Origin of the sequence: Pantoea rodasii, assembly GCF_002095465.1 — a bacterium.
GTDB classification, from domain to species: domain Bacteria; phylum Pseudomonadota; class Gammaproteobacteria; order Enterobacterales; family Enterobacteriaceae; genus Pantoea; species Pantoea rodasii.
On the sequence record NZ_MLFP01000086.1, the window covers coordinates 665,777 to 679,433 of the forward strand.

Genomic DNA, 13,657 nt, shown 5'->3' on the forward strand with positions numbered 1-13,657 from the left:
CACTTCTCCGTCTCGCCAGGTTAACTTGCAACCTTAAAACAATTTGCCATGCCAGGGTTAGCCAAAAAAATTTGATGGTGTTGTTCAATGGATCGAAGGCATATTCGGCTTAATCTGCAAATGCTTTCGGAACATGGACATTCGCTCAAGGCCTGCAAATAATGGAACCATGCTTGATCTGGGAACCCGAGATGAAAAATGAACGACGTCTGAGGATCATGACCGCGGAGGGTGAACTCAGAGGCCTGATTGACGATGATCTTTTTGTCTTCAAGGGAATACCTTACGCCGCACCGCCGGTGGATGCGCTACGCTGGCGTCCACCCCAGCCGGTAACGCCATGGCAGGAAGTGCGTGATGCTACGCAATGGGGTAATGCCAGCTGGCAAAGTCGGGATTATTGCGTGGCGGCCGGTGGTGGCGATCCGGGCCGGTTCAGTGAGGATTGTCTGTACCTGAACATCTGGACGCCAGACGTTGAGCCCTCTCGTCCATTGCCGGTGATGGTGTGGCTGCATGGTGGGGGATTTACCATCGGTGCGGGCAATCTCGATCCCTATCGCGGCAAAGCGTTAGCTGCGCAGGGCGTGGTGGTGGTGACGCTTAATTATCGTCTTGGTCACTTTGGTTTCTTCGCCCATCCCGCACTGGATGCCGAATATCCGGAAGAGGCGGTGGTTAACAACTTCGCGCTGTTAGATCAAATCGCCGCGCTACAGTGGATTCAGCGCAACATCCCGGCTTTTGGTGGCGATCGCCATAACATCACGCTGTTTGGCGAGTCTTCCGGTGCGCGCAGTGTGTTGTCGCTGTGCTGCTCTCCGCTGGCAGAAGGCCTGTTCCATAAAGGCATTGTTCAGAGCGCCTACAGCTTACCGGATGTTCCCCGCAAAAAAGCCCAGCAGATTGGCAAACAGGTCGTCGCGCATTTTGGTCTGCCGGAGAGTGCCACTGCCGAACAGCTTCGCCAACTGCCCGCCGATCAGTTCTGGCCGCTGCAACGTCCGTTAGGATTAGGACCGGTAGCGATCAGCGGTGATGCGGTGCTGCCGAAACCGATGCTCGCTACCTTTATGGCCGGTAAACAGCATCGCATTCCTTTGATGGTAGGAAGTAATAGCGATGAAGCCAGCGTGTTGGACTATTTTGGTGTGGATGCGGCAGCGGTGCTCAAGCAAATGCGCAGCAAAAGCCGCTTGAGCTATAGCCTGATGAAGTGGCTGTACGATATCCACGACGATACGCTGCTCGGCCGGGCGGTGGCGCGCGACATGGCGTTCACGGTAGTGCCGCTGCTGGTGGCGCAGTCACAGCACAGTATTGGTATGCCAGCATGGCGCTACTGGTTTGATTATGTTTCCGAGAACGCGCGCGACCTGTATCCGCATGGCACCTGGCACGGTAACGAAATCCCCTACGTATTCAACACGCTGACCACGCTAAAACCGCCAGCGGAGCGCGCTTACACCGCAGTCGATCAGGCGTTTGCCGCGATGGTCAGCACCTATTGGGTCACCTTCGCGCGTGATGCCAATGCGTTTAGTGCCCAGCTGCAGGGCGAGGTTGAATGGCCCGTGTGGCGACCACGCGAAGACCTGACCTTAGCCTTCGGCCATCAGGGTAAACCGCAATCGGTATTGAAGCCGCGTTTTATGCGTGGGCGACTGCGTTTGTTCCGGCTGATGATGCGCAGCCACGTGAAGCTTTGATGAGCAGGCTAATGATGAAACTGTGCAAACCATTTTTTAAGCCAAACTCCAGGCTAATCCATTGATTAACTGCAACAACATTTCCTATCCCGGTTAAGCAGACAGCAATTAATTAGCTTATTAAACCGTTACATTTTCCCCATCCACTGCCGATAAACGCAATATGCCCTATTTTATCGGGCCTCCTTCGCGTTTCACACCAAGGGATTATGTATGGGAATCTTAAAAAACTTCACTATTCGCGCCGTAATGCTGACCATTCTCGGGCTGTTCTGCCTGCTGTGGTGTGCTGTCGGGTTATTTAGCGTTCATTCGCTCAATGCCCTGGGCGACGGGAATGAGATTGACCGTGAACTGGTTAATCAGATGACGGTACTGAGCAAAGGCAACGACCAATATTTTCGTGTGGTGACGCGGTTGTCCCGCGTGATGGAAGGACGCGCATCCGGTGCGGCAGTAGGTGCGGATGCATTTGCACCGGTGCAGCAGGCGCTGGACAGTATGAAGGCGCAGCTGACGCAGTTTAAGTCCATGGCACCGGGTCCGATGGACAGTGATACCGCCAACAGTGTCATCGCCAGTTGGCAGAAACTACTGGATGAGGGCATCGCCCCGCAGGTTTCGCTGGCCCAGCAGGGCACCGTTGAGGCGTATCGTACGCAGGCGAATAATGTGACGCCCGGCTTGAGCCGCGCCTTTGGCACCAGTGCTGAAGCGTTCAACAAGGCCGCAGGTATCAAGCTGGATGACACGCGCGTTACCGTCGATAAACTCACCAACATTACCAAAATCATCATCCTGGTTGCGGTGGTGTTCGGCTTGGTGATACTGCTGTTCACCGACCGTTATCTGGTGGCGATGCTGGTGAAACCGCTGGAACGCGTGCGTAACCATTTTGCCGTGATCGCGCAGGGCGATCTCAGCCAGCCCGTGGAAGATTTTGGCCGCAACTGCGTCGGCAAACTTGTGCCGCTGCTGCGCGCGATGCAAGACAGTCTGCGTGAAGCGGTGAGCGCCATTCGCAGCGGGACTGAGAATATCTATCGCGGCGCGGCAGAAATCTCCTCAGGCAATAACGATCTTTCCTCACGCACCGAAGAGCAAGCCGCCGCGCTGGAGCAAACGGCGGCCAGCATGGAACAGCTCACTGCCACCGTGAAATTCAACGCCGATAACGCACGTCAGGCCAGCACGCTGGCGGAAACCGCGACCGGCACCGCACAGCAGGGTGGCCGACTGGTGGGTGAAGTGGTCACCACGATGCAAGGCATCTCTGGCAGCTCGAAGAAAATCGCGGAGATCACCAACGTGATCAACAGCATAGCCTTCCAGACCAACATCCTGGCGCTGAATGCTGCCGTTGAAGCCGCGCGCGCGGGCGAACAAGGGCGTGGCTTTGCGGTGGTGGCGAGCGAAGTGCGCAATCTGGCACAGCGCAGTGCCGGGGCGGCGAAAGAGATCGCCACGCTGATCGAAGATTCAGTACAACGCGTTGATAAAGGCTCGGCGCTGGTCAGCAGCGCCGGCAGCACCATGAACGATATTCTCAAGTCGGTGCAGGACGTCAATGAGATCATGAAGCATATCGCGGCCGCCTCTGAAGAGCAGAGCAAAGGTATTTCGCAGGTCGGAACTGCGGTGACGGAAATGGACAGCGTGACCCAACAGAACGCCTCGCTGGTGGAGCAGGTTTCTGCGGCCGCCAGTGCGCTGGAGCGTCAAACGCAAGAGTTGCAGGCTTCGGTGGCGAAATTCCGTCTGTCGGATAGTGCGCCAGTGAGCAAAGTCCAGACCGCGCCAGCCAGCGCCGTTCTGCGCCGCCCGGTGCTAAGCGGTGCACCAGCGGTTCATTCGAAGTCGGCCAGCGCCGATGAGTGGGTTTCGTTCTGAGGCTGACACAACCACGCCACCAGTTCCGGCAGGAACGGTGGTGCATTATGCTCCTCTCGCTGTAACAAGCTGTAAGCTGCCCCGGTGGCCACACAATCGGCAAACGGGGCAATCAAACGTCCATTCACCAGGTCATTCTGCACCAGCGTCACATCCGCTACCGTTGCACCAAAACCCTGAATCGCCGCGCTGATGGCTAAATCCATGGTGGCGAAATGCTGATTACGAGCCATATTCACCTCATCCGATTGCGCCGCGAGCCACAGTTGCCAGTCTCGTGCATCATGAGTGGGATGTAAAAAAGTGAATTTCGCCAGATCGCTGACGCGCGCAGGCGGAGTGACATGACTGCCGAAAACCGGCGTTAATCGCTCATCGAATAAACGAATCGAACCCGCTGGTGGCGTGCCGAAAACAATCGCCGCATCATAATTTTCTAACTGCGAGCCATGATCCAGCGTGGTGGTCAGCGCCACGTGAATCTCCGGACGCTGCTGCTCCAGCGCCACTAAACGCGGCACCAGCCAGCGCATGGCGCAGGTGGGTGCTTTCAGGCGAATTGAGGCATTACTGCGGCTGGCTTTTTCGGTGGCATTGACCAGCAGGGTGTAACCCTGCTGCAGTTCGGGTAACAACGCGGCACCTTGCCCGGTGAGGTGCAGCCCGCGTGCATGGCGCGCAAATAATGGAAATCCCAGCCAGCTTTCCAGCGTGGCGATTTTACGGCTCACCGCCCCTTGCGTGATGCATAACTCACTGGCCGCGTGCGTCAGGTTGAGATGGCGAGCGGTGACCAGAAAAGCATGGATGGCATTCAACGGTAGCGCGGAGCGGGACATAATGACCTCAAGCTATGATTTTTGATCATGGCTATTATGACAACAATTCGCTTGTCGACTCAAGCAACTCCCCGTTGAATAGAAATCTATTTTCCTTACGTGGTTATGCAACATTGTGGAGCAACGATGACCTTGAACAGCAGTGTTAACATCTCTTCCAAACAGCCCGATGTCGGCACGACGATATTCAGCGTCATCGGCCAGTTGTCGGCGCAACATAAAGCGATCAATCTGTCACAGGGCGCGCCGAACTTCCCGTGTGACCCGCATCTGGTGGAACTGGTCAGCAAAGCCATGCGCGAAGGTCATAACCAATATGCCTCCCTGACCGGTTTGCCAGCGCTGCGCGAAGCACTGGCCGAAAAAGTCGAGACGCTTTACGGCCAGCAATACGATGCAGGCAGCGAAGTGTTGATCACCGGCAGCGCCAGCCAGGGGATTTACATGGCGATTTCCGCGCTGGTGCACCCTGGCGACGAGGTGATCTTCTTCGAGCCGGCGTTTGATAGCTATGCGCCGGTGGTGCGTTTACAGGGCGCAACCCCGATTGGCCTGAAATTGCAGGTGCCGGATTTTGCGATCAACTGGGATGAACTGCGCGCCACCATTACGCCCCGCACCCGCATGATCATCATCAACACGCCGCACAACCCGAGTGCGCAGGTGCTGACGCCGGCCGATCTGGAACAGCTGGCTGCCTTAACCCGTAACACGGATATCGTGGTGCTGTCCGATGAAGTGTACGAACATATTCTGTTTGATGGTCGTGCCCATTGCGGCATGGCAACGCACCCGGAATTGGCACAGCGCAGCGTGATCGTTTCCTCTTTCGGCAAAACCTTCCACGTCACCGGCTGGCGCGTCGGTTATGCGCTGGCCCCGGCCGCGCTGATGGAAGAGATTGTGAAGGTGCATCAGTTCATGATGTATGCCGCTGACACGCCGATGCAGGTGGGTTTTGCGCACTATCTGCAGAATCCGCAAAACTACCTGCAGCTGTCGCCGTTCTATCAGGAAAAACGCGATCGTTTGCTGGCGTTGATGCAGGATTCGCCGTTTAAGCTGCTGCCGAGCGCTGGCTCCTTCTTTATGTTGGCCAGTTACGGACATTTCAGTGACGAAAGCGACAGTGAAATGGTAAAACGTCTCATCGTCGATCACGGTGTGGCCACCATTCCGTTGTCGGCGTTTTATATGGACGGCACTGACAATAAATTAATTCGCCTGTCATTCGCGAAAGACGACGCAACACTGCAGGCTGGCGCGGAAGCGCTGTGTCGGGTTAAAGGGTAATTAGGGGAAGAATAATGAAAAAGTTAAACGCACTGTTTGTGGCTCTGGGCATGCTGACTTCGGCGCACGCGCTGGCGCAGGAAACCTTACGCTACGGTCTGGAATCACAATATCCTCCATTCGAGAGCCGCAACGCACAGGGCGAACTGGAAGGCTTTGATATCGAACTGGGTAAAGCCATTTGCCAGGTGGGTAACTTCGATTGTAAGTGGGTGGAAAGCAGCTTTGATGCGCTGATCCCGGCACTGCAGGCGAAAAAGTTTGATGCGATTAACTCGGCGATGAACATCACCGAAGCGCGCGCCAAAAACATCGACTTCACCAAGCCAATCTACCGTATTCCAACCATGCTGATCGTGAAACAGGGTGAGAAACTCCTGCCAACGGCGGAATCGTTGAAAGGCAAAAACATCGGCGTACTGCAGGGTTCAATCCAGGAAACCTACGCGAAGAAGCACTGGGAGCCGCAGGGCGTAACCGTGACTTCTTATCAGGATCAGAATCAGGTGTATAACGACATGGTCGCGGGCCGCCTTGACGGCACGCTGGTGATGTCTGCGGCCGGTCAGTCTGGTTTCCTCGATAAGCCACAGGGCAAAGGTTTCGCCTTCGTTGGTAAAGCGGTTGAAGATGACACCATCCTCGGTTCGGGTATCGGTTTTGGTCTGCGTAAAGGCGATGCCAGGCTGAAAGGTGAACTGGATGCGGCTATCACCAAAGTTCAGGCGGATGGCACCATCACCAAACTGGCGGCCAAATTCTTCCCAGGTATTGATGTGACCGCAGCGAAATAATATCAAGCGCCACACTGGCGCGGCTTCGTTGAAAACGGATTGAAATAAGGCTGCCATTTCTCATTAATGGCAGCCTTTTTGTTTATGCCGGACTAGGTGGCATAGCCACTCAGCGGTAGTCAGGCCCTGGACCTGACTGCACCGATGAAGATCTTGCTTACTTCGCCGCCAGATAACACAGCGCTTCTGCCACCTGATACGACTTCACAAACGATGGCACCGGCAAAAACTCAAAGCGTGAGTGGAAATTGTGCGCGCCGGTAAAGAAATTCGGTGTGAGCAATCCTTTGGCCGACAACGCCGCACCATCTGTTCCCCCACGCATCGGGATCACTTTTGGCTCAACACCGACCTGTTCGAGTGCAGCGAAAATCAAATCAATTGCGCGACGGTCTTCACCCACTGCATTACTGATATTGCTGTAGGTATCGCTAATGGTGAGTGCGACATGTCCCGTCGGATACCGCGCGGCAATTTCATCCGCCACTTCCACCAACTGCTGTTTTTTCTGATCGAACCCTTGCAAATCAAAGTCGCGAATCGAGGCCTTAAGCACCGCACGGCTGGCGTTGGCATTGATATCGTTAAACCAGATATAGCCTTCGCGCCCTTCGGTATGTTCCGGCGTGGCCAGGCGGTCGAAGCGTGAAATAAAGTCATGCGCCATCAACAACGGATTAACCAGCACGCCTTTGCCGGACATCGGATGCGCCGGCACGCCGGTAAACACCAGTTCAGCCGCCGCGGCATTAAAGTTCTCATACACCACTTCACCCAGCTCACAGCAGTCGATGGTCCAGGCGAAATCGACGTTAAAGCGGGTTTCCAAATCCAGCGCTTTCGCGCCGCGCAGCCCAATCTCTTCATCCGGTACAAATGCCACCACGATGTCGCCATGATCGCCTTTCAGATTCTCCATCAGCGTCATGACCACCGTCACCGCCGCCTTGTTGTCGGCGCCGAGCACGCTGGTGCCATCGCTAAAGATAATTTCCTGACCGTGATAAGGCGCAACCTCAGGATGTTCCGCTACGCGCAGCCAGATATCCTGCTGAGCGTTAAGGCACAAATCGTCGCCGTTAAACGTCAGGGTTTGCGGATGGATATCCGCAGACAAGCCCACATCCACGGTATCGATGTGAGTGATAAAGCCGATGCGCGGCGCATCAGGACGATTACCGGGTTTCACTGCCGTCACCGTGGCGTGCTGATCGATAACGATATCCTGCAGCCCCAGTTCACGCAGTTCCTGCGCCAGCAATTCTGCCATCGCATGTTGTGAAGGCGTGCTGGGCAGCGTGGTGGATTTGGCATCGCTCTGGCTGGAAACCGCCAGATAACGATAAAAACGCTGAGTCAGTTGGCGAGCGAGTTGGTCTGTCATCACATTTCCTTATTGGCTTTGCGCGATGTGCATTACACACCTCGGATAAATCGTGTTATTTATCAATACATACCGATGCTGGCTCATGGAAGTCAATAAAAACGAGGGTCACAATGAAAAAGATGATGGCAAAGTTCACACTCAGCGCGTTGTGCTTAGCGATGGCGGGCGGTGTTTCGGCCAAGACGCTGGTTTACTGTTCAGAAGGCTCTCCTGAGAACTTCAACCCACAGCTGTACACCTCGGGAACCAGCGTGGATGCCAGCGCAGTGCCGATTTTCAACCGTCTGGTGGACTTCAAGCCGGGGACCACTGAACTGGTGCCAAGCCTGGCAGAGAGCTGGGATATCAGCCCGGACGGCACGGTATACACCTTCCATTTGCGTAAGGGCGTCAAGTTTCAGAGCAACAAGCTGTTCAAACCGTCGCGTGACCTGAATGCCGACGATGTGATTTTCTCGTTTATGCGCCAGATGGATCCTAAAAATGCCTACCATAATGTCTCGGGTGGCAACTACAGCAATTTCGACAGTCTGGAACTGGCGAAGCTGATTAAGAGCATCGAGAAGGTGGACGACAGCACGGTGCGCATCACATTGGCACATGCGGAAGCGCCGTTCCTCGCGGATTTGGCGTGGTACTTCGCCTCGATTCACTCTGCAGAATATGCTGACCAGATGTTAAAAGCCGGTACGCCAGAGAAGGTGGATATGGAGCCTATCGGCACCGGTCCATTTGAACTGGTGCAATACCAAAAAGACTCTCGCATCCTGTATAAAGCCTTCCCGGATTACTGGCAGGGCAAAGCGAAACTGGATCGCATCGTCTTCTCCATTACGCCAGATGCCTCAGTACGCTATGCCAAGCTGGAGAAAAACGAGTGCCAGATTATGCCGTTCCCCAATCCGGCCGATCTGGAAAAAATGCGCACCAATCCGGACATGACGCTGGAACAGAAGTCGGGACTCAATACTGGTTTCCTGTCGTTCAATACCACCAAAGCGCCGCTGGATAACGTCAAAGTCCGCCAGGCGCTGGCGATGGCGATTAACAAGCAGGCGATTATTGACGCGATCTTCAAAGGCACCGGCACGGTGGCGAAAAATATTCTGCCGCCGGATGTCTGGAGCGCTGATAAGGATCTGAAAGATTACGATTATGATCCGCAGAAAGCCAAAGCGCTGTTGCAGGAAGCCGGGATTAAGCCAGGCACCGAAATCTCGCTGTGGGCAATGCCGGTTCAGCGCCCTTATAACCCGAACGCGCGACGAATGGCGGAGATGATTCAGGCCGATTGGGCACAGGTGGGCATCAAAGCCAACATCGTCAGTTATGAGTGGGGTGAATACCTTAAACGCGTGAAAGGCGGCGAGCATCAGGCAGCACTGATGGGCTGGACCACGGCGACCGGCGATCCGGATAACTTCTTCGGCCCGCTTTACAGCTGCACTTCGGCAAACGGCGGCTCTAACTCATCAAAATGGTGCTACCAGCCGTTCGAGAAGATCATCACCGAAGCGCGCGGCGAACAAAACCACGACAAGCGCGTCACCCTGTATCGTGAAGCGCAGCAGATGATGCATGACCAGGTGCCTGCGGTGATGATCGCCCATTCGACGATTTTCGAGCCGGTGCGCAAAACGGTAACAGGTTACAGCGTCGATCCGTTTGGCAAACACATTTTCTATCCGGTCGATATTAAGAATTGATGACGGGCAATGTGCCGCCTAAAGGCGTAATGCTTGTCAGTTAAGGCCATATCAGCAAAGGCTGTCACTGTAAAAGTGGCAGCTTTTTTCGTTTAGGTGAGGACGTTGGAGTGCGGGCCAGCCCCTGTAAGGCACCAGACTGCGTTATCACCCGTCGTTTAACTGACGAGCATTACACTTAAAGGCGGCATTTTGGATTGGAAGTGCGATGTGAGTTACGGTTTCCAGCGTTGACGCAACGGCTCTTCCAATGCACTCAACTGCAGCTGTAAAAACTGCAAAAACACATTCAGGGCGGCACTGCGTGGTCGCCCTGATTGCGCCTGCAGCTGCAAATTACGTTGGCTCAACTGATCTATCCCTACTGAGCGCAATATCAATCCATGGGTTTCCGCATCGTGCAACACCGTAAAGGCGCTGCAAATCGTCACGGCCAGCGGTGTGCGCAGCAAAAAGTGGAACAGCGTCGAGAAGGTATCGCAGGTTATGACGGGCTCAATCAGATTGCCGCTCATATGGCTCGCCAACTCAAACAGCTGACGCACCGTGGTATTTTGCTGCGGTAAGGCCAGCGGATAGTGGCTGATATCCGTGAGCGTGACCTGAGACGCATTGGCCAGCGGATGCGTCTGATGCATCACCAACAACACGGGGGCGGGCCACGATCCGATCACATCAACGCCGCGCTCGGCATGCAAACTGAATTGCAATGCCAGGTCACATTCTCCGCTGCGCAGTAACTCGGCAACTCGTTGCGTGCTCGCCACTTTGATATCAAACAGCACGCCGGGATTGTCCTCACGAAACGCCGCAATCATGCGTGGTAGCAGAGTAAAGGCCAATCCATCGGTACAGGCCACGCGAATCAACGTGCGGCGCACCGCTTTCAACCCTTTGATTTCTGCCAGGGCGTGCTCCATATCGAGCATGTTTTTACGTACGTGGTGGGCGTAAATCTCTCCGGCTTCATTTAGCACCATGCCGCGCGCGTGGCGTGCAAACAGCGGAACGCCCACCTGGTTTTCCAGTCGTTGAATCTGGCGACTGATCGCTGAGACGGCGACAAAGAGCTGTTCGCTCGCCGCACTCAGCGAACCGGTATTCGCGACAGCCAGAAAATAGCGCACTTCATTGCTTAACATGCGGATGCCTCATACTGGTGCATGCCTCGAAATCGGGCAGCCGAGCTTTGCCATAAAAGCAAATCATACTCGATAAATTGATAATTGTGGCAAAGCAACGTTTCCGTAAAGATGACAAAACGATAATTCCAATAAAAGACAAGCAAACATGACAGCACAACACGCGGTACAGCAAGCCACCGCCTGGTTCGACAGCGGGGAGTTCCAACAAATACTGGCGCGGCGTGTCGCACAACGCACCGAAAGCCAGCGCCAGGATCGTGATAGCGAATTACAGCGTTACCTGCAGGATGAGATTGGCCCACAGCTGATCGCGCTGGGGTTCACGCTGCACTTTATCGACAACCCTGAAGCTGCCCATCGACCGTTCCTCGTGGCGGTACGCATCGAAGATCCTGCACTGCCGACCTTGCTGAGCTACGGCCATGGCGATGTGGTGTTCGGTGACGACGAAAACTGGCGTGAAGGCTTATCGCCGTGGCAGTTGGTGGAAGAGGGCGATCGCTGGTACGCACGTGGCAGCGCGGATAACAAAGGCCAGCACTGCGTTAACCTTGCTGCGCTGGAACAGGTGTTCAAGGCACGCGGTGGACGATTCGGATTCAACTGCAAAATGCTGTTTGAGATGGGTGAAGAGATCAGTTCGCCGGGCCTCGCGCAGCTGTGTCAGCACCATGCAGAACTGCTGAAAGCCGATCTGTTTATCGCCTCTGATGGCCCACGTCTCAATGCGGTACGTCCCACGCTGTTTCTCGGTTCAAGGGGGGCGGTTAACTTTCGTCTTACCGTTACCGCACGCGACAACGCGTATCACTCCGGTAACTGGGGCGGTTTGCTGACCAACCCAGGTACTCAACTTGCCAACGCGATTGCGTGCCTGGTGAACGCCAAAGGCGTGCTGCAGGTTGAGGCGTTGAAACCCAACTCCCTCACTCAGCAAGTGCGCGATATTCTCAGCGATATTGAAGTGGGCGGGATGCCGGGCGATCCAGAGATTGATACCACCTGGGGCGAACCAACGCTCTCTCCGACAGAAAGACTCTACGGCTGGAATACGCTGGAAGTGCTGGCGTTCCTGACCGGTAATCCTGCGCGTCCGATGAACGCCATTCCCGGCGAAGCCACGGCAGTGTGTCAGCTGCGCTTTGTGGTCGGCACCGATTGGGAAAACCTCGCGCAGCATGTCAGTGAGCACCTGGCGCAGCACGGTTTTGGCTACGTAAAAGTGGAGTTTATGCGCGGTTCACCGGCCACGCGACTCGATCCTACCGATCCCTTGGTGGATTGGGTGCTGGCGAGCATGGCTGAAACCAGCGGCAAAAAACCGGCGTTGCTGCCGAATCTGGGCGGTTCACTGCCCAACGAAGTGTTCTCGGAGATCCTCGGCCTGCCAACCTTGTGGGTGCCGCACTCCTATCCGGCCTGCGGCCAGCATGGTGTTAACGAGCACATGCTGAAATCGATTGCGCGTGAAGGTCTGCAAATCATGACCGGACTGCTGTGGGATTTGGGCGAGCAGGGCAGCGAGCTGGTGGCTAAACACCGCAAACACGCCGGAGGTGCCGCATGAGCACGCTTAACACGACTGCCCCATTGAGCAGCACCAAACCGAATCTGCATAAAACGTTGTTTGCTACCTGTATCGGCAACGCGCTGGAGTGGTTTGATATTGCGGTGTACGGCTTCTTCGCCAGCTACATTGCGCATGCGTTCTTCCCGACCAGCGATCCGTCGGTGTCGATGCTGCTGACGTTTGGCAGTTTCGGCGTCTCCTTTTTGATCCGTCCGTTGGGCGCGATTGTGCTGGGTAACTATGCAGACCGCCACGGACGTAAAAGGCGTTACTGCTGTCGATTAACCTGATGATGCTGGGCGGCGCGGTGATCACCTTTATGCCGAGCTATGGCAGTATTGGCCTGATTGCGCCGCTGCTGATTCTGCTGGCGCGTTTGGTACAGGGCTTCTCAGCAGGTGGTGAATTCGGTAGCTCAACGGCGTTTCTGGTCGAGCATTTCCCGGAGCGCAGGGCATTTATCGCCAGCTGGCAGTTTGCCACGCAAGGCGCGAGCACGCTGATGGCCTCGGCGTTTGGCTTGGGACTGACACAGATCCTCACCGAAAGTCAGATTCAGGATTGGGGCTGGCGTGTTCCGTTTGCCTTTGGTCTGCTGATTGGTCCGTTGGGGATTTATATTCGTCGCCACGTGCATGAGCCTGCCAGCTTTGAAGCGCAGGCGCCCGAAGCCGCGCCGCTCAAACGTCTGTTCGGACGTCAAAAAGAGCTGATGCTGCTGGCGATTGGCCTGATGGTGATCTCCACCGCCGTGAACTACATGCTGAACTATGTGCCGACTTATGCGACTAAAACCTGCATCTGCCGGGTTCAGTTGCCTTCACCGCAACGCTGTTGGCGGGGGTGATTCTGACGGTGGTGACGCCGCTGATGGGTTTATTAGCAGAGCGTGTCGGTCGCGTGCCGTTGATGTGGGGTTCGCTGATTATGCTGATCATCACCATCTATCCCGCGTTTAAGATGGTGGTGAATCACACCACGCCAACCACATTGATTATTCTGGTGTGCTGGATGGCGCTGCTGAAATCGATCTACTTCTCAACGGTACCGTCGGTGATGGCCGATCTGTTCCCAATTGGCACCCGTGCCAGCGGCATGGCGATCAGCTATAACGTCGCGGTGACGGTATTTGGTGGTTTTGCACCGTTGATTTGTACCTTGCTGATTACTGCTACCGGCACCAGTCTCGCACCAGGCTATTACCTGATGGCGATGTCGGTGCTAAGTGGGATAGCGTTGCTGCGCAGCCAGAAGCGCATCGCTTAAAACGGTTGAGGGGATTAGCTTTGCTCCTTGCCCGAAAGCGAACAGCTTAAAGAGCTTA

The 13,657-nt window shown here is 55.3% G+C and carries 9 protein-coding genes and 1 pseudogene; 7 read left to right on the plus strand and 3 right to left on the minus strand.

The window, feature by feature from the left end; translation table 11 throughout:
* The first annotated feature begins 191 nt into the window (after nt 1–191).
* A complete protein-coding gene (locus HA45_RS26490; protein WP_100701345.1) occupies nt 192–1,709 on the plus strand; it encodes a carboxylesterase/lipase family protein in 1,518 nt (505 codons plus the stop codon).
* 213 nt (nt 1,710–1,922) lie between these two features.
* Nucleotides 1,923–3,599 (plus strand): methyl-accepting chemotaxis protein, encoded by a 1,677-nt coding sequence (locus HA45_RS26495; protein WP_100700562.1) that lies wholly within the window; start codon nt 1,923–1,925, stop codon nt 3,597–3,599.
* On the opposite strand, the gene HA45_RS26500 is transcribed toward HA45_RS26495, so the two are convergent.
* Nucleotides 3,557–4,438, minus strand: coding sequence for a LysR substrate-binding domain-containing protein (locus HA45_RS26500; RefSeq protein ID WP_100700561.1), 882 nt, complete (start codon nt 4,436–4,438; stop codon nt 3,557–3,559). The genes HA45_RS26495 and HA45_RS26500 overlap by 43 nt on opposite strands.
* A gap of 126 nt (nt 4,439–4,564) precedes the next feature.
* Between HA45_RS26500 and HA45_RS26505 the strand changes: the two genes are divergently transcribed.
* Together HA45_RS26505 and HA45_RS26510 are read left to right on the plus strand one after the other, a co-directional pair.
* Nucleotides 4,565–5,731 carry a methionine aminotransferase gene (locus HA45_RS26505; protein WP_100700560.1) on the plus strand — a complete coding sequence of 389 codons (1,167 nt, stop codon included), beginning with the start codon at nt 4,565–4,567 and terminating at the stop codon, nt 5,729–5,731.
* Nucleotides 5,732–5,745: 14 nt separating this feature from the next.
* On the plus strand, nt 5,746–6,525 hold the full coding sequence (locus HA45_RS26510) for a transporter substrate-binding domain-containing protein (protein WP_100700559.1): 780 nt from the start codon (nt 5,746–5,748) through the stop codon (nt 6,523–6,525).
* 157 nt (nt 6,526–6,682) lie between these two features.
* On the opposite strand, the gene pepT is transcribed toward HA45_RS26510, so the two are convergent.
* Nucleotides 6,683–7,909 (minus strand): peptidase T, encoded by a 1,227-nt coding sequence (pepT, locus tag HA45_RS26515; RefSeq protein ID WP_100700558.1) that lies wholly within the window; start codon nt 7,907–7,909, stop codon nt 6,683–6,685.
* 113 nt (nt 7,910–8,022) lie between these two features.
* Here pepT and HA45_RS26520 point away from each other — a divergent pair, with 113 nt between their 5' ends.
* Entirely contained in the window at nt 8,023–9,618 is a 1,596-nt protein-coding gene (locus tag HA45_RS26520) for an ABC transporter substrate-binding protein (protein ID WP_100700557.1), read from the plus strand.
* Nucleotides 9,619–9,833: 215 nt separating this feature from the next.
* Here the strand turns inward: HA45_RS26520 and HA45_RS26525 are convergent, their stop codons facing one another.
* Entirely contained in the window at nt 9,834–10,760 is a 927-nt protein-coding gene (locus tag HA45_RS26525) for a LysR family transcriptional regulator (protein ID WP_100700556.1), read from the minus strand.
* 148 nt (nt 10,761–10,908) lie between these two features.
* Between HA45_RS26525 and HA45_RS26530 the strand changes: the two genes are divergently transcribed.
* Nucleotides 10,909–12,330, plus strand: a complete 1,422-nt coding sequence (locus HA45_RS26530; RefSeq protein ID WP_100700555.1) for a M20 family metallopeptidase — start codon at nt 10,909–10,911, stop codon at nt 12,328–12,330.
* Nucleotides 12,327–13,599 (plus strand): annotated as a pseudogene (locus HA45_RS26535) (MFS transporter). Before HA45_RS26530 ends, HA45_RS26535 begins: the two are co-directional and overlap by 4 nt.
* Nucleotides 13,600–13,657: the final 58 nt, after the last annotated feature.

What these genes read in the sequence shown, in the direction of transcription:
- HA45_RS26490 (WP_100701345.1), top strand. Translation starts at nt 192, where the DNA reads ATGAAAAATGAACGACGTCTGAGGATCATGACCGCGGAGGGTGAACTC.
- HA45_RS26495 (WP_100700562.1), top strand. Translation starts at nt 1,923, where the DNA reads ATGGGAATCTTAAAAAACTTCACTATTCGCGCCGTAATGCTGACCATT.
- HA45_RS26500 (WP_100700561.1), bottom strand. Translation starts at nt 4,438, where the DNA reads ATGTCCCGCTCCGCGCTACCGTTGAATGCCATCCATGCTTTTCTGGTC.
- HA45_RS26505 (WP_100700560.1), top strand. Translation starts at nt 4,565, where the DNA reads ATGACCTTGAACAGCAGTGTTAACATCTCTTCCAAACAGCCCGATGTC.
- HA45_RS26510 (WP_100700559.1), top strand. Translation starts at nt 5,746, where the DNA reads ATGAAAAAGTTAAACGCACTGTTTGTGGCTCTGGGCATGCTGACTTCG.
- pepT (WP_100700558.1), bottom strand. Translation starts at nt 7,909, where the DNA reads ATGACAGACCAACTCGCTCGCCAACTGACTCAGCGTTTTTATCGTTAT.
- HA45_RS26520 (WP_100700557.1), top strand. Translation starts at nt 8,023, where the DNA reads ATGAAAAAGATGATGGCAAAGTTCACACTCAGCGCGTTGTGCTTAGCG.
- HA45_RS26525 (WP_100700556.1), bottom strand. Translation starts at nt 10,760, where the DNA reads ATGTTAAGCAATGAAGTGCGCTATTTTCTGGCTGTCGCGAATACCGGT.
- HA45_RS26530 (WP_100700555.1), top strand. Translation starts at nt 10,909, where the DNA reads ATGACAGCACAACACGCGGTACAGCAAGCCACCGCCTGGTTCGACAGC.